The organism is Pseudomonas sp. DW-iso3 (assembly GCF_058725305.1).
Genome location: NZ_JBZXDZ010000003.1, coordinates 511,718 through 527,174, shown reverse-complemented (window position 1 = coordinate 527,174; position 15,457 = coordinate 511,718). Strand labels below are relative to the sequence as shown.

The 15,457-nt window shown below is 60.0% G+C and carries 13 protein-coding genes; 7 read left to right on the top strand and 6 right to left on the bottom strand.

Annotated elements, in window-relative coordinates:
- The first annotated feature begins 5 nt into the window (after positions 1-5).
- The 3 genes from AC4PS7_RS11510 to AC4PS7_RS11500 all read left to right on the top strand — a co-directional run bounded on the left by AC4PS7_RS11510 (position 6) and on the right by AC4PS7_RS11500 (position 1,660).
- Positions 6-563 carry a Smr/MutS family protein gene (locus tag AC4PS7_RS11510; RefSeq protein ID WP_042571845.1) on the top strand — a complete coding sequence of 186 codons (558 nt, stop codon included), beginning with the start codon at positions 6-8 and terminating at the stop codon, positions 561-563.
- A 78-nt stretch (positions 564-641) separates the two neighbouring features.
- Positions 642-1,187 carry a GTP cyclohydrolase I FolE gene (gene folE, locus AC4PS7_RS11505; RefSeq protein ID WP_003236739.1) on the top strand — a complete coding sequence of 182 codons (546 nt, stop codon included), beginning with the start codon at positions 642-644 and terminating at the stop codon, positions 1,185-1,187.
- 101 nt (positions 1,188-1,288) lie between these two features.
- Positions 1,289-1,660, top strand: coding sequence for a glutathione S-transferase N-terminal domain-containing protein (locus AC4PS7_RS11500; protein WP_010208853.1), 372 nt, complete (start codon positions 1,289-1,291; stop codon positions 1,658-1,660).
- Positions 1,661-1,682: 22 nt separating this feature from the next.
- Here AC4PS7_RS11500 and AC4PS7_RS11495 read toward each other — a convergent pair whose 3' ends face one another.
- From AC4PS7_RS11495 to AC4PS7_RS11485, 3 genes are read right to left on the bottom strand one after another with little or no spacing between them, the layout of a single operon-like run.
- Positions 1,683-2,003, bottom strand: coding sequence for an AtuA-related protein (locus AC4PS7_RS11495; protein WP_010208852.1), 321 nt, complete (start codon positions 2,001-2,003; stop codon positions 1,683-1,685).
- Positions 2,000-3,325: an acyclic terpene utilization AtuA family protein gene (locus tag AC4PS7_RS11490; protein WP_045791802.1), complete on the bottom strand. Its 1,326-nt coding sequence runs from the start codon at positions 3,323-3,325 to the stop codon at positions 2,000-2,002. Before AC4PS7_RS11490 ends, AC4PS7_RS11495 begins: the two co-directional genes overlap by 4 nt.
- Before the next feature lies 1 nt (position 3,326).
- On the bottom strand, positions 3,327-4,619 hold the full coding sequence (locus AC4PS7_RS11485; protein WP_016976366.1) for a CitMHS family transporter: 1,293 nt from the start codon (positions 4,617-4,619) through the stop codon (positions 3,327-3,329).
- Positions 4,620-4,730: 111 nt separating this feature from the next.
- Between AC4PS7_RS11485 and AC4PS7_RS11480 the strand changes: the two genes are divergently transcribed.
- Positions 4,731-5,627: a LysR family transcriptional regulator gene (locus AC4PS7_RS11480; protein ID WP_010208849.1), complete on the top strand. Its 897-nt coding sequence runs from the start codon at positions 4,731-4,733 to the stop codon at positions 5,625-5,627.
- 104 nt (positions 5,628-5,731) lie between these two features.
- Here AC4PS7_RS11480 and AC4PS7_RS11475 read toward each other — a convergent pair whose 3' ends face one another.
- Together AC4PS7_RS11475 and AC4PS7_RS11470 are read right to left on the bottom strand one after the other, a co-directional pair.
- Positions 5,732-6,334, bottom strand: coding sequence for a glutathione S-transferase family protein (locus AC4PS7_RS11475; RefSeq protein WP_021490803.1), 603 nt, complete (start codon positions 6,332-6,334; stop codon positions 5,732-5,734).
- A 10-nt stretch (positions 6,335-6,344) separates the two neighbouring features.
- The gene (locus AC4PS7_RS11470) at positions 6,345-7,511 is read right to left on the bottom strand and encodes an aminotransferase-like domain-containing protein (protein ID WP_021490804.1); all 1,167 of its coding nucleotides are present in this window, start codon (positions 7,509-7,511) and stop codon (positions 6,345-6,347) included.
- Positions 7,512-7,592: 81 nt separating this feature from the next.
- On the opposite strand from AC4PS7_RS11470, the gene AC4PS7_RS11465 reads away from it, so the two are divergent.
- The 3 genes from AC4PS7_RS11465 (at position 7,593) to AC4PS7_RS11455 (ending at position 10,195) form a co-directional block, all read left to right on the top strand.
- Entirely contained in the window at positions 7,593-8,024 is a 432-nt protein-coding gene (locus AC4PS7_RS11465; protein ID WP_010208844.1) for a MarR family winged helix-turn-helix transcriptional regulator, read from the top strand.
- Positions 8,025-8,199: 175 nt separating this feature from the next.
- Positions 8,200-9,546: an NCS2 family permease gene (locus AC4PS7_RS11460; RefSeq protein WP_021490805.1), complete on the top strand. Its 1,347-nt coding sequence runs from the start codon at positions 8,200-8,202 to the stop codon at positions 9,544-9,546.
- A gap of 13 nt (positions 9,547-9,559) precedes the next feature.
- Complete coding sequence (locus AC4PS7_RS11455; RefSeq protein WP_010208841.1) at positions 9,560-10,195, top strand: LysE family translocator; 636 nt, start codon at positions 9,560-9,562, stop codon at positions 10,193-10,195.
- On the opposite strand, the gene AC4PS7_RS11450 is transcribed toward AC4PS7_RS11455, so the two are convergent.
- Entirely contained in the window at positions 10,182-15,416 is a 5,235-nt protein-coding gene (locus AC4PS7_RS11450; RefSeq protein ID WP_492179409.1) for a dermonecrotic toxin domain-containing protein, read from the bottom strand. The genes AC4PS7_RS11455 and AC4PS7_RS11450 overlap by 14 nt on opposite strands.
- Between the last annotated feature and the right edge of the window lie 41 nt (positions 15,417-15,457).

The window sequence follows — 15,457 nt, the reverse complement described above, 5'->3', positions numbered from 1 at the left end:
CCAACATGCAAGACGACGATTTTTCCCTGTTCAAAAACGAGCTGCGCGGCGTCAAGCCGATCAAGCACGACCGCGCCGACACCGGCAAACCCAAGGCCGACCGGGCGCAGATCGCCAAACTGCGCCAGGCCGCGACTGTGCGCACCGAGGCCACCACCGTGGATGGCCTGTCGGACCAGTTCGTCATCGATGTCGGCCCCGAAGATGAGCTGATGTGGGCCCGTGATGGCGTGCAGGAAAGCCAGATGCGCAAGCTCAAGGCCGCCCAGATCCCGTTCGAAGGCAGCCTTGACCTGCATGGCATGAGCGTGGAGAAAGCCCGGGAAACCCTGTGGGCCTTCCTCGCCGAAGCCACCCGATTCGAAATCCGCTGTGTACGCGTCACCCACGGCAAGGCCGTGCGGCTGGACGGCAAGCGGCCGATGATCAAAAGCCACGTCAACACCTGGCTGCGCCAGCATGCCCAGGTGCTCGGCTTTACCTCATGCCAAGCCCGCCACGGCGGCGCGGGGGCAGTGTATGTCATGCTCAAACGCACCATGATGGAAGGGCGCGACGAGTAACAAGTGCCATCGTCAGGCTTGCAGCGATGTGCCCGTCACCGTAACCTTGCGCTTTGCGAAAATCCCACAGGTAGTTTCATGTCCCTGGAACAGAATTACACGGCGATCCTCGGCCAACTCGGCGAGGACGTTTCCCGCGAGGGCCTGCTCGACACGCCAAAGCGTGCCGCCAAGGCGATGCAGTACCTCTGCCGCGGTTATGAGCAGACACTGGAAGAAGTCACCAACGGTGCCTTGTTCAGCTCTGACAACAGCGAAATGGTGCTGGTCAAGGACATCGAGTTGTACTCGCTGTGCGAACACCACCTGCTGCCGTTCATCGGCAAGGCGCACGTAGCCTATATCCCAAGCGGCAAGGTGCTGGGCCTGTCAAAGGTTGCGCGGATTGTCGACATGTATGCCCGCCGCCTGCAGATCCAGGAAAACCTCAGCCGCCAGATCGCCGATGCCGTGTTGCAAGTGACCGGTGCCCTGGGCGTGGCCGTGGTGATCGAAGCCAAGCACATGTGCATGATGATGCGCGGTGTGGAGAAACAGAATTCGTCGATGATCACGTCGGTGATGCTGGGTGAATTCCGCGAAAACGCGGCCACCCGCAGCGAATTCCTCAGCCTGATCAAGTAACAGGCTGAGTACGAAAAAGCCGGCGTTCATCGCCGGTTTTTTTTCGCCCGCAAAATTGAGGTAAGCTGCGGCCCCTTCTTCATGGGCAAGAGGTTTCAGCCATGTTCGTCAAAGCACTTCGAGTGGGCCTCGGCCACGTCATCATCGCGGGCGACTTTCTTACCCGCCCTCGCAAAAAACAGCGTTCCGCCGAGCAACAGGCACAGGTGAACGCAGCGGCCAAGGAACTGACCCTGTATCAGTTCCACGCCTGCCCGTTCTGTGTGAAGACCCGCCGCACCTTGCACCGTCTGAATGTGCCCGTCGCGCTGAAAGATGCGAAAAACAACGAACAGGCCCGCCAGACCCTGCTGGAGCAAGGTGGCAAGATCAAGGTGCCGTGCCTGCGTATCGAAGAGAATGGCCAGACCACCTGGATGTATGACTCCAAGGTGATCATTGATTATCTGGACAAGCGCTTCGCTGCGGTCTGACAGGCTTACGCCGCTTCCACATTTAGTTCAGTCTTGCCAAATCAAGATCGAGTAACGCCGAGCCCAGGCACTTGCCATGGGCATCCAGCGCCAGCGAACGGGTGACCCCACCGCGCAGGATGCCCGGCAGTACGAAGTTCAGGGCCTGCACGTTCGGCAATTCATAGCGCCGCACAGGCGCCGCCCCAGGCTCCCGCAACCCCGCGAAAAACTCGGCCACGCGCTCGGCCGTCAACTGTTCGCACAGCAGTGGGTAATCCTCGGCACGGTAGGCAATGATCGAGATATTCGACGTATCGCCCTTATCCCCAGTACGGGAATGGGCCAGCGTGTGCAATTTCATGCTTCGATCCTCGGATTGACCTTATCGCGCGGTAGCAACAACGACGCCACCGCCACCACCTGACGTACGCTTTTGCTCGCGCCGCCGCCGCCCGACGGGCCGTTGGTGTAAAGGGTTTCCACTTCATTGCCCACCCGCACCGCCTCGCCGCGATCGTCACAGCGCGCTGCCACGCGCAGGCGTACTTCCCAGGGCTCGACCGTGCTGCGTGGGCCGTGGAGCGAGTCCATGCCGATCAGTTCGGCACGCACGTCCTGCATCTTCACGCCCATTAACTCAAGCCGCTTGAGGACGACATCCCGCGCCAGCTGCGCCCGTGCGACAGCACCGGGACCGCCGTAGGACATCTGCCCCTCACCAATCCAACCGTCCAGAAAGCCGACGCTGACCTTCAAGTTTTCGGGGCGTGCACGGCCGTCCGCACCTTGGGCGCGCACACGATCAGTACTTTCCTCAACAAAGCCCACTCGAGAGAAATCGGCCGTCACGTCAGGCGTGAGGTACGCCGCCGGGTCATGCACTTCATAGATAAGCTGCTCAGTGCAGGTTGCGCCGCTGACCCGCCCGCCGGATCCGGCCACCTTGGTAATCAAGGCTTCACCCTCTGCGTCAATCTCGGCCAGGGGGAAACCCAGGCGCGCCAGGTCCTCCACATCCTTGAAGCCAGGGTCTGCAAAATAGCCACCGCTGACTTGCCCGGCGCATTCAAGCAAATGCCCCACCAACGTGCCACGCCCCAGGCGCTGCCAATCGTCCGCGGCCCAACCGAATTCAAACATCTGCGGTGCCAGGAACAGCGAAGGGTCAGCCACGCGTCCGGTGATTACCACGTCCGCATCCGCGCGCAGCGCCTGCAGAATGCCGTCGACGCCCAAATAGGCATTCGCGGAAATCAGCCGCTCGCCAAGGGACTCGACGGTCTGGCCGTTATCCAGCAAACACTCGGGCCGCAACGCCTTCAACACATCATCGCCGACGACCGCAACCACCTTCAGATCAAGGCTCAGTTCCTTAGCTATTCGACGCACCTCACTGGCGGCCGACACCGGATTGGCCGCGCCCATATTAGTGATCACCCGCAAGCGACGGCGGCCGTCCTTTTCGCCAACAAAGGGCAGCACGCGGCGCATGCGTTCACTCAGCAGCGGATCGTAGCCACCGTCTGGATCGTTGATCCGCGCCTGTTGCGCCAAGGCAATCGTTCTTTCGGCCAGGCACTCGAACACCAGGTAATCCAGGTCGCCCTGCTCGGCCAGTTCCACGGCAGGTTCGATACGGTCGCCGGAATAGCCGGCGCCGGAACCGATGCGCAAGGTTTTCATCTCAAATAACTCCCAGGAGCAACGCCGTCAGGGTCATCAACACCGACGCGGCGAACAGAAACGGAATGGTGAAGCGCTGGTGATCGGCCAGTTCGATCTTGCACAGGCCCACCAACAGGAAGGTCGCGGGCGTCAGCGGGCTGACGGGGAAGCCGGTGGTGTGCACACCGAGCAACGAGGCCTGGGCCACTTGCAGGGGGTCGACGCCCAAGGCTTTGCCGACTTCGGCGATCACCGGCATCACGCCGAAATAGTAGGAATCGGGGTCGAACAACATGCTCAACGGCATGGAAATGAAACCCACCACCGCAGGAATCAACTTGCCGTGGCCGGCGGGAATCTGCGCCACCGCCACTTCGGCAATCGCCTTGAGCATGCCGGTGCCCTGCATGATGCCGGTGAACACCCCGGCGGCGAGCAGGATGCTGGCCATGGTCAGGGCGGTCTTGGCATGGGCATCGATGCGGGCGCGCTGGGCGTCGACGTTCGGGTAGTTGATGCACAGCGCCACCACGGTGCCGAGCATGAACATCACCACCGGGTCGACCCAGCCGGCAATCATCACCACCATCACCAGCACGGTCAGGATCAGGTTGACCCAGAACAGGCGCGGGCGACGCAGCTTGATATCGTCGTCACTGAGTACTCGCTGGGGCACTGCATCCACGGTGGAGCCGGCGCCGAGGCCCAGGCGTTTTTCTTCGCGACGGCCCAGCCACCAGGCACAGGCGAAAACGAAGATCAGGCCGACGATCTGCACCGGGATCAGCGGTTGGAACAGGTCTGCCACCGGCACGTGCAGGGCGGCCGACGAACGCAACACCGGACCGGTCCACGGCAAGAAGTTGACCCCGGCCGCCATCGCGCAGACACAGGCAAGGATGCGTTTATCGATGCCCAGCCGTGTATAGAGCGGCAGCATCGCCGGCACCGTCACCAGAAAAGTCACTGCACCGGAGCCGTCCAGGTGCACCAGCAACGCCAGGGTCGCGGTACCGACGACAATGCGTGTAGGACGCGTCCCTACCGTGCGCAGGATGCGATCGATGATGGGGTCGAGCATGCCGGCATCGGTCATGATCCCGAAAAACAGGATCGCGAACACAAACATGCCCACGACCGGGGCGACGTTCTTGATACCGGTGATGATGAAAGCGCTGGTTTGCAGGCCGAACCCGCCGAGCAACGCGGCGATGATCGGCAGTGCGATCAGGGCCACCAGGGGCGAGAGGCGTTTGCTCATGACGGCAGCGAGCAGGCACAGGATGGTAATGACACCCAGGGTAGCGAGCATGGGTTACTCCAGAGCGGCCTTGGTGGCCGGTTATTGTTTTACCCGGAGTATTGGAAGCGGGTTAGTCTTTGTAAATTGGAATATTCACCAGCTAGTGTTCGGAAAAACAAAATGAAGAACAGTATCCAACACATTCAAGCGTTTCTGGCGGTGGCCCGCACGGGCAGTTTCACCAAGGCAGCCAATGAGCTGCATCTGTCGCCTTCTGCACTGACCGTGCAGGTGCAACAACTGGAGGATTGGCTCGGCGTCGCCCTGCTCGACCGCAGCCCGCGCCATGTCAGCATCACCGCCGCCGGCCAGGACGCGCGCGGCCCCATGGAAAAACTGCTGCTGGACCTGGACAACATCGTCACCGGCTCCCGCGACCTGGCCGCCCTGCGTCGAGGCGTGGTCACAATCGCCGCGCTGCCTTCGGTATGTGCCGGCGCTTTGCCGCCGGTTCTACGCTTGTTTCGCGAACGCTTTGCCGGGATCGAGGTGCGCCTGCATGATCTGGTGGCCCATCGCATTCACGCTCAGGTGCGTTCCGGCGAGGTGGATTTTGGTATCGGCGTGCGCGCACGGCTCAGTCATGGCCTGGAATTCGTGCCGGTGCTGAATGATCGCTTGTGCGCGTTTGTACCGCTGGATCATCCCCTCACCCGCTTTCCCCAACTGACCCTGGAGCAGTTGGCGGACCAGCCGATCATCCTCACCGGTCGCGACAGCAGTGTGCGCGAGCAGGTGGATGCGTTGTTTGACCAGACACGACTGACCCTGAACGCAGGCATGGAAGCCAACTACATGTCGACGGTGTTGGCGCTGGTGCGCCAGGGGCTGGGGATCAGTGTTCTGCCGGAATCGGCGGCGGACAGCCTGGAGGGATTGAAGCGCATCAACATCGAGCATCCCGGCGTGAACCGGGAAATCGGCTTGATCAGTCGTAGCGGGATGGGGCTGAGCCCCGCAGCGCAACGCTGCTTCGATCTGCTGCACGACGAACTACCTGATACACCCTTGAGCTAAATGTGGGAGCGGGCTTGCTCGCGAATGCGGTGCGTCAGTCGAATCATCAGTGACTGACACACTGCATTCGCGAGCAAGCGCGCTCCCACATTTCGACCCCGTTATCAGTCCAGCATCGGCACATACTTCGGATGGCTGGCTACCCGCGCCATCCACGCCTGCACACCCGGATAGGCGTCCAGGTCAAAACCACCTTGATGGGCCACATGGGTGTAGGCATACAAGGCCACGTCGGCGATGGAGAACTGATCGCCCACCAGGTACGGCGTCAACTGCAACTGGCGCTCCATGACCTTCAGCGCTTTGTAACCGCCCTTGTGCAGCTTCTTGTATTCCTCCAGACGCTCCTGGGGAAGCCCCAGGTAAAACTGGATAAACCGCGCTACCGCAATGTACGGCTCATGGCTGTACTGCTCGAAGAACTGCCACTGCAGCACTTGGGTGCGCAGGCGCGGCTCGGACGGCAGAAACTCACTGCCATCGGCCAGGAAGTTGAGGATCGCGTTGGACTCCCACAGGCAAGTGCCGTCTTCCAGTTCCAGCACCGGGATCTTGCCGTTGGGGTTCTTCGCCAGGAATTCGGCGGTCTGGGTGTCACCCTTGAGGATGTCCACATCCACCCATTGATACGGGATGCCCAGCAGGCTGAGCATCAATTTGATCTTGTAGCAGTTGCCCGATTTGTAATCGCCATAAACCTTGTACATGGGGCTCCCCTTATGCCGCTTGCGCGTGCTGTGCTTGCCGGACCACGGCGGCCAGGCGCTTGAGACCTTCGTCGAGGCGGGCCGGGTCGATATGGCTGAAATTGAGCCGCAGCGAACCAGGGTGTTGGTCCGGTTCGGAAAAGAACGGTTCACCGGGCATGAACGCGACGTCCTGTTCCAACGCTGGCGCCAACAAGGTGCGGGTGTCGAGTGGTTGTTTCAAGGTCAGCCAGAAGAATAATCCACCTTGGGGCACTTGCCAGTCGGCCAGATCGGCAAAATGACGCTGTAGCGCAGCCTGGAACGCATCGCGGCGTTCGCGATAAAAACTGCGCAGTTCCACCAGGTGCTGCTGGTATTTTTCGCTGCCGATCCACTGCATCGCCTGCCATTGGCCGACACGATTGGTGTGCAGGTCGGCCGATTGCTTGAGTTTGAGCAGGTGCGCAAACAGGTCCGGGCTGGCGATCAGGTAGCCGACACGCAGGCCTGGCAACAGGGTCTTGGACACGGTGCCGGTGTAGATCCAACTGGCCTTTTTCAGGCGCCCGACGATGGGTTTGGCACTGCCGCCATCGAAGGTCAGTTCACGGTAGGGCTCGTCTTCGATGAGCGTGACACCGAATTCATCGAGCAATGCGGCGACAGCTTCGCGCTTGGCTTCGCTGTAACGCACCGCCGAAGGGTTCTGGAACGTCGGGATCAGGTAGATGAATGCCGGACGATGGCGTTCGAGGCTGGCGCGCAGCGCGCTCAGGTTTGGGCCGTCGGCCTCCAGTTGTACCGTGAGGCAATCGGCGCCGAACAATTGGAAGATCTGCAACGCGGCCAGGTAGGTCGGGCCTTCCAACAGAACCTGGGTGCCTTTATCGATGTACAGCTTGGCCGCCAGGTCCAGGGCTTGCTGGGAACCGCTGACCACCAGCACTTGGCTGGCCTGGCACGGCACGCCGAGTGCGCGGGCTTCGGCGGCGAGCAGTTCACGCAACTGCGGCTCGCCTTCGCTCATGCCGTATTGGCCGATGTTTAGGGGCATGTCATCCCAGTCCAGCGCGGGCAGCATGGCTTCGGCCGGGAGGCCACCGGCGAACGACATCACTTGCGGGCGCTGGGCTGCCGCGAGGATTTCACGGATCAAGGAGCTTTTGAGGCGCGTAACACGTTCAGAGAAGGCCATAAGGTCACCGGTAGCGAAGCCTGTGGGAAATACGTCAAACTGATTGACCGAAATTACGACGACTTAGACGGATACGTCAATATGCTTGACCTTAAAAACCCCACCGCCCAGCAAGAAGCCATGGAAGCGTTCTTCTTCGGCTACCAGGCGTTTACCGCCAAGGCCGACGAAATGCTTGAGCGCCGTGGTCTGAGCCGGGTGCATCAGCGCATTGTGTTTTTTATCGCGCGTTACCCAGCCTTGAGCGTGAAGGAACTGCTGGAATTGCTCGGCGTGAGCAAGCAGGCGCTGAACATTCCATTGCGCCAGTTGCAGGAAATGCACTTGGTGAACAGCGTTGCGTCCGAGACCGACAAGCGCAAACGCCTGCTGGAATTGACTGAGGAAGGCTCGCGTTTCGAGCACTCTCTGCGTCGTGAACAGGTGAAACTGTTGCAACGCGCGTTCAGTGAAGCGGGCGAAGAAGCGGTGACGGGATGGCTGGCCGTCAACCAGGCATTGAGCGCGAGCTAGCCCTTCACGCGGCTATTCGAAAACATTATTTGCTTTATTTGTATACAAAAGCATAATTCGCTTCGTGCGAGTTCCTGACCTATTGGTCAACAAAACCCGCCAGTACCTCAAAGCGCTGCGGCCCATCCGTGACCGGCGCTGGAAATAACAATAAAACTCTTGAGGAGTACTCGCTGTGGATAGCCGCAAATCCGAAGCCCCGACGCTCGACCTTGCCCCCTCACAGAACGGCTGGCTGGAACGCCTGTTCAAACTGCGCTTGCATGGCACCACAGTGAGGACCGAGCTGATCGCCGGCCTTACCACCTTCATCACCATGGCCTACATCATCTTCGTCAACCCCAATATCATGGCCGACGCCGGCATTGACCACGGCGCGGCGTTCGTTGCCACCTGCATTGCCGCCGCGCTGGGTTGCCTGCTGATGGGCCTGTACGCCAACTGGCCGGTGGGCCTGGCGCCGGGCATGGGTTTGAACGCGTTCTTCACCTACACCGTGGTCGGCACCATGGGCTACACCTGGGAAACCGCGCTGGGCGCGGTGTTTATCTCCGGCGTGTTGTTCATGGGCCTGACGCTCTCGCGGGTGCGTGAATGGCTGCTCAACAGCATTCCCGTCAGCCTGCGCCACGCCATGGGCGCCGGGGTGGGCTTGTTCCTCGGGGTGATCGGCCTGAAAACCGCCGGGATTATCGTCGAGAGCCCGGCCACGCTGATCAAGCTCGGTTCGCTGCATGAACCCGCGCCGCTGCTGGCGGCCGTGTGCTTTCTGCTCATCGCCATCCTCAGCTACCACCGCGTGTTCGGCGCGATCCTGATCAGCATCATTGCTGTGACCCTGGCCGGCTGGGGCCTGGGTTTGGTGCACTACAACGGTATGATCTCCACCCCACCGAGCCTGGCGCCGACGTGGATGGCGATGGACATTAAAGGTGTGTTCAATGTCAGCATGATTAGCGTTGTATTTGCATTTCTTTTTGTACACATGTTTGATACCGCAGGTACACTGATGGGCGTCGCGCAACGGGCCGGCTTGGTCAATGCCGATGGCAAGATCGATAACCTCTCCCGCGCACTGAAAGCCGACAGCGCTTCCAGTGTGTTCGGCGCCATGGTTGGCGTGCCGCCGGTGACCAGCTATGTGGAAAGTGCCGCGGGTGTGGCCGCCGGTGGCCGCACCGGGTTGACCGCCGTGACCGTCGGTATCCTGTTTGTGGCCGCGATGTTTTTCGCGCCGCTGGCCGGCATGATCCCAGCCTATGCCACGGCCGGCGCGCTGATTTATGTGGCGATGCTGATGATGGCGAGCATGGCGCATATCAACTGGGACGAAGCCACCGACAGCATTCCGGCGATCGTCACGGCGATTATGATGCCGCTGACGTTTTCGGTCGCCGACGGCATCGCCCTGGGCTTTATCACCTATGTGGCGCTGAAGGCGGGCACCGGCAAGTACCGCGACATTTCCGTAAGCCTGTGGGTGCTGTGCGCGATTTTCATCGCCAAGTTCGTATTTCTATAAAAAGGAGTGACGCATGACCCTGGAAACCTGGCTGCTGTTCAGCGGCGCGGCATTGATCGTGATCCTGATCCCGGGGCCACTGTCCCTGTTGATGATCAGCAACAGTCTCAACTATGGTCTGCGTCGCTCGTACCCGGCGTTTCTTGGCGGCGTGTTTGCCTCAATCTGTCTGTTGAGCGCCTCGGCACTTGGCCTGGGCGCGTTGCTGCTGGCCTCAGAACAAGTGTTCAGCGCACTGAAGATCGTCGGCGCGCTCTACCTGTTCTACCTCGCCTGGCAGAGTTGGCAGCAATCGCGCCAACCCTCCCAGGGTGCGGTAGTCCCCCAGGCCATCGCCACACCGCGTTTTCGCGCCTTGTTTGGCCGCGCCTTTGTACTGGGCGCCAGTAACCCCAAGGACATCCTGTTCTTTGCTGCTTTCCTGCCGCAGTTTCTCAACCGCGAGCAACCGTTCCTCTCACAACTGTTGGTCATGATCGCCACCTGGGCCATGCTCGATCTGCTCTGCAAATTGGCCTACGGCCTTGGCGCCCAGGGCGCTGCGCGCTATCTGCGCAGCGGCAACGGCCAGAGCTGGTTCAACCGTGTCAGTGCGGGGCTATTCGGCGGCGCGGGGGTGATGGCGCTGATCAAGGTCAGGACGGGCTGACTTTGGCAAAATAAACGCTGGGTTGACTCATGCCCTCAGTACTCCATTGAATGCCTGCAACAATCCTGATCAGACGGTTTTCCCTCATGGCACGCTTGACGCTTGCCAACGGAAGCAGATGAGGATGGTCGATGAAGGTTTTTTTGAACCATTCATTCGTCAGCCGTGTGTTCAACCTTATCGTACCTGCGTAAGTCCAATGGGTTGATAGGTAGTAAACCTCGTTCGAACTGGAAAGGGGATGAGTCGCGATCAGGTCATGTACAAGTACATTCGAACGTCTTACCTGAACCTGCTGCACATCGAAGCCCTGCTGCTGCAACTCCCGCGTGACAGCCTGACGCATTGCAATACCCCGCTGCTCCGTCTGCCTGCCGCCCCGGGGGCGAAGCGCCGGGTCCAAATTGTGGATCCGAAAATCGACACGAGTGAAGCCTGGGGCCTTGTCTTCCAGACTAATGAATATCGATGTTCTTCCCCTCTCGGTGGCCCGCAGCATTTTCAGCAAATCATCCGTCTGACCCGGCCTCGCGGGGGCCGCGGGCAACCAATTGTCCAGCGTCGCCCTGACATTGAGCATGTGACTGGCCGTCGCGGGACGCTCCGGGCCTGACAATTCAATAATCCTTGCCACGGCAAACTCTCGGCTTTTGGCGGTAAGGGTCGGGAACGCTGTGCCTACAGACTGCGACAAAGGCCTATCGAACAAGCGTTTATGAACCTGCCAGTGACCCGCAGGATTACGTGACACCGGAAAGGGCTGCTCGTGTAACTCCGAGCTTGCCCAGCGTTCAAGGCTCAGGGTCGCCAGTGAAACCAGCGGCTCATTGCGGTGGATAAACACGATGCCATCCAAGGGCGCCTGGTCACCTTGCGGGAGCAGCCTGTAATAACCACTCCACAGATCAAGCACGCCGGCATCAGGGGGCGCCATCTGCAGCAGATTGTGCGGAAATCCCCGAGCATCCAACGCGTTATGAAATATCCCAGGCGCCGGGGAACTCATCTGCGTGTCCGGAGGTTGGGTACGCCAGTTTAACCAATGCTCATACGTCGTCATTGACTGACGAATGGCGTCTTCCGTTGCCCCGCGCACAGTCGGTGGGCGCCAATCGGGCGGCGGTGGCGTGGGTGGACGCCACGGGTTGAGACTGCCCGAACTCGGCCCCGCCATCGGTTGCGGCGCATCCGCGCTCAGTAACCATTCCCTGGGCTGGTGGATAGTCAGAATCAGTTCGTCTTGACCCGGTGACTGCCGGTTTTTCAGACGCAACCACTGCTCGCTGCCGCGCCGGTAAAGCGGAAACTGGTGGGTGCCATCCTCCACGAAACACTCGCCATTTTTCACGTAGACACCACGCTCGCTGGCACCTTTGAGCGCTACGGCTCCCTCAGGTACGCCTTTGACCTTGAAACGCTCCAGCGCTTTGAGCTGAGTCACCGCGGGTGGCGCAAAGCGCGAAGGCCCACTGTTTTCGGCCATGCGCAAGCGATGTATCCGACCCAACACGGCGCTCAGTGTTGGCCGTGCAATACGGGGTACGGCACTGCCCGCCTTCCTCGGGCCGGGTATGAAGTTCGAAAACAGGTCGATCGCCAAAAACACGCTCATAAAACCCACATCGACGGCATCGTGAGCATCACCAAAACGATGAAAACGCCGCGCGACCAGCAACAACTCATAGGCTTCATTGAACATCCCGTAGAGCGGAGAAAAAAAACCTACCAACCTACGCCGGGTGGCATCGCTCTGCTCACCCAGGCGGCGAGCTCGATATTCCTGCAGCGTCTTGCCGGAATCACTGGCGGCCTGGGTCCGGCGTTGCAGTTCAAGCACGCTGGCGCGGTACAGCAAGGCCTGGGCATGGCTGTGAGAGGTTGGGACAACCGCCAGCCAGTGCTGTGGATCACAGGCAATCTGCTCGAGGACTTGAGCTTCAATCAGGTCCGGTATCGGTGTGGGCTCCAGGTGCTTGATGCTAAATGAGCGTACAAATTCAAGCCCCTGCCAAACCCCCTTCACCATGAAAAAACCAGGTAATCGGTCCAGCAAACTGAAGGTGATGCCATCCGGATGATGGGTTATTGGATCAATTGCCCAACCGGGGGCGACCTGTCGCGCCAGCGCCTTGGCGTTGTCCGGCAATGCACCGATACGGTTGAGTTCATCATGGGCCCGTTGCAGGCTGCCGTGCTCGGTGAGTATCAGGTTTTGCGCCGCCTCGGGCCAATAGACCACGCACACCCCGGAAGTCTCGTCGTGCACCAGCACAATCCCCGCGATATAGCGATCATGCAGCATCGTGTGCCCCACCAATTGAATCACGTACAACTGCAACTGGTGCTGGTTTTTCAACAGATCTTGCGGTGTTCTTGCCGCCATTGCCGTGTTGAATACACGCTGTGCGGTAGCCGACAGCCCCCGCTGAGCGGCCGAGAAAAGATGATGCTCAAAGCCGGTGCGCAAGGCACGATTCAATAGCTCGGGAATACGCCCTTCGCCGGGCCTTCCGTGAGCGTCAACGCGTGGATAAAACACCTCATTGATCAACGCATCGTACTGGCCGCCGATATCCAGTGAGGACACCAGACTGATCAGGTAACCCGCATTGAGCCGCTGCTGCCAGTCAGGCTTTAGATAACGGGCACGATTGAGTCGCCACTTCGTCCAGGGGGCCAGCGGGTCCAGGTTGTGCAGTGCCAGTTGCAGCAGACTGAACGTTGTCCGCTCAGCGGTCGGGGTCAGTCTTATGTTGCGATCGCCCACCGTGCACGTGGCTGAGCCGACACAAAAGCTGCCGTATACGCCATCAGGCATATCAATAAAGGGCGCATCGATATCCCACTGCGGGGAGATACCATCCTGACTCAAGCGAGTCTTCAAGGTGCGACGGGCGAACGTATACAGGTCAGGCAGCACGTACTCAAGCCGGTTTTCGAAGGCATAGGTACTGCTCAGGTACAGACGCTGCAAGTGCATGAATTTTTTACGCTGGGCGCGCGTGGCATATGCCAGCCACGTGGGCAGTTTCTTCGCCTCAGACACGGTTTTGCGCAGTAGCTCGACATTCGCCCAAGCCTGGCTCAGGGCATTATTGACGGGGATTTTCAGCTGCTCCTCCAGCTCGCCCCTCAATAGCGCACGACTCAACTCGGGGCCCTTTACCTCACTGAAAATGCGTGTAATGTCCTCGGTGCTTGTCTCCAGGCGATGGTAACAACCGAGCAATTTTTTCAGTGCGGCCAGCGCTGGCTTGCCCTTGATCTCAAGGTAGCGAACAGCGAGTGTTGCCCGCGCCGCATGGGCACGCAGGTCGCGGCGTTTATCACGCTCGACAGCGCCCCACAGCACCGAGCCGTCAAGGCTGCTCAAGCTGGCCTTTAGGCTCCGGGTCAATGCGTCCACACAGGAAAACGCCTTTACCCCACCCTCCACTCCAAACGCGTACAACACCACCGGATGCTGGCGGGTCGGGACCCTCATCGCAGCCGCCGTCGTTATCACCCAGACGTTATGAAGCGGGTAGAAGGCGTCCGGCTCGCTGCCCACCGCAATCGACAACACCCGGGTATCAGTGTCCGCGGATCGGGTTGCCGAGGGCTGCGCTACCACTTCAATCACCAAATCTCGATGGGCCGTACCGATCAACTTGAGTCGGTGTAGCAACTGAACCTCACACCGCAAGGATTCGGTCTGGGCCTGCATAAAACGATTAACCCGTCGGGCTCTACCTGCTCCGTCAGGACGCTCCGCCCAGAAAGCCAGCTCGAGCAGCCGGGACCTTGCGTTTTGCATCGCCGTATTCAGCACAAAGGCATGCACGCTGAGTTGCCCCATCAGGGACATGATCTCCAGATAGGCTGGCGTTTCTGCGCTGATGTCATCCAGGTTGAGCAGTGCGAGCAGACGTTTTTCATAGCGCTTGACCTGCTGTTCCTCGGTGAGCAGGGCCAAACCCGGCGCTGAACTGGCGAAGACTATTTCTTCAGCGCGTCGTTGCTGGTCCCACCTGAGCAAGTGATCGCCCATGGAGCCGAGCCGAGCGCCACCGGCCAATTGCTTTCGGGCGCACTGCGCATGCGTAAGAAACAGCGCTGCGTTCAGGGGTTGAGGTGCGGGTTTCTGGTCAGAAAACACGTGCGCAAAATGAACCTTTACCGCACATCCCAGCTCGTTGTTCCATTGCCCGGCCAGTAACGCCTGGGCGCCCTGCTCCAGTGCATCGTCCATCACCTCCAAGCCACAAATAAAACCAGCCGCTGGCGATATATCTGCCGGCCGGTGCAACGCCTTACGGCGACTGATCGGCAAGCAATCCCAGAGCTCATGGAACAGGGACTCGTTCAACGCCAGCAGGTCGCACTGCAGGGCATTGAAGGACGCGGCCTCGTAAAAATTCCGAACCGCCCCCGGTAGATAAACCACATGTGACGCATCGCTGGAATTGCCCTCCCGGTAAAGATACAACGCACCGGGAATCGCGATGGCAGGAGTACCCGGCCACATCAATTGGCTCACTTTCACGCTGGCCCACTCCCCACCGGCGCGCTCACGCGCTGCTGCGGCCGGAGCATCGATCAGGGCTTGAACCATGGCCATGCCCGCACTCGTCAACTCCTCCAACTGCAACGCCATGAAGGCACGGTCGGCGAAGAGCGCCTTTTGCAACTCGACCCAACGCTCGCGACGTGTGAGCCAGGATCCAGGCACCAGGGTGTTCCAATAGCGCGAGGCCGCGTGATCCAGTCGCTCAAAGAGCCTCAGCGCTATAACACGCTGCAAAACCTCCTGCGGCGTGTACGCTAACTGCTTGTTCGGATCGCCCCTGACACTCAATGCAGTGAATTGATTGACGTTGGTCACCACCGTGGGCAGGGCCAATAACGACAACGCCCGGTCGGTCAGGCTGTCGACTTTGTGGGGTATGCCCGGTGGCCTGGACTCGGTAAACAACAGACTATCCGGATCCATTGCGAACGCTTTGCGTAACTGGGCGCGAATGACCGCCAGGATTTTGGGCGAACGCCCTATCAGGCGAGCAAGTTCATGCGTCGACTCTTTACACCGCGAGTCGGCAAGCGCGATCTGATTGATCAGACGGCTGGGGCGGGTGGCGGCGGCGATCCGCCGCATCAATGGCTCCCGAATAGACTGTAACGCGTGGGGATCGTCGGGATCGAAAGAGGGCGCAGCGCTCGGGTGATCCGTGGGCAATGTCATGATGCTTTCTTATCGAGGAGGAAAACGCCCAGCCTAAACAT

Bases quoted from the DNA above. Each gene is read 5' to 3' on its own strand.
- AC4PS7_RS11510 (WP_042571845.1), top strand. From the start codon at position 6: ATGCAAGACGACGATTTTTCCCTGTTCAAAAACGAGCTGCGCGGCGTC.
- folE (WP_003236739.1), top strand. From the start codon at position 642: ATGTCCCTGGAACAGAATTACACGGCGATCCTCGGCCAACTCGGCGAG.
- AC4PS7_RS11500 (WP_010208853.1), top strand. From the start codon at position 1,289: ATGTTCGTCAAAGCACTTCGAGTGGGCCTCGGCCACGTCATCATCGCG.
- AC4PS7_RS11495 (WP_010208852.1), bottom strand. From the start codon at position 2,003: ATGAAATTGCACACGCTGGCCCATTCCCGTACTGGGGATAAGGGCGAT.
- AC4PS7_RS11490 (WP_045791802.1), bottom strand. From the start codon at position 3,325: ATGAAAACCTTGCGCATCGGTTCCGGCGCCGGCTATTCCGGCGACCGT.
- AC4PS7_RS11485 (WP_016976366.1), bottom strand. From the start codon at position 4,619: ATGCTCGCTACCCTGGGTGTCATTACCATCCTGTGCCTGCTCGCTGCC.
- AC4PS7_RS11480 (WP_010208849.1), top strand. From the start codon at position 4,731: ATGAAGAACAGTATCCAACACATTCAAGCGTTTCTGGCGGTGGCCCGC.
- AC4PS7_RS11475 (WP_021490803.1), bottom strand. From the start codon at position 6,334: ATGTACAAGGTTTATGGCGATTACAAATCGGGCAACTGCTACAAGATC.
- AC4PS7_RS11470 (WP_021490804.1), bottom strand. From the start codon at position 7,511: ATGGCCTTCTCTGAACGTGTTACGCGCCTCAAAAGCTCCTTGATCCGT.
- AC4PS7_RS11465 (WP_010208844.1), top strand. From the start codon at position 7,593: ATGCTTGACCTTAAAAACCCCACCGCCCAGCAAGAAGCCATGGAAGCG.
- AC4PS7_RS11455 (WP_010208841.1), top strand. From the start codon at position 9,560: ATGACCCTGGAAACCTGGCTGCTGTTCAGCGGCGCGGCATTGATCGTG.
- AC4PS7_RS11450 (WP_492179409.1), bottom strand. From the start codon at position 15,416: ATGACATTGCCCACGGATCACCCGAGCGCTGCGCCCTCTTTCGATCCC.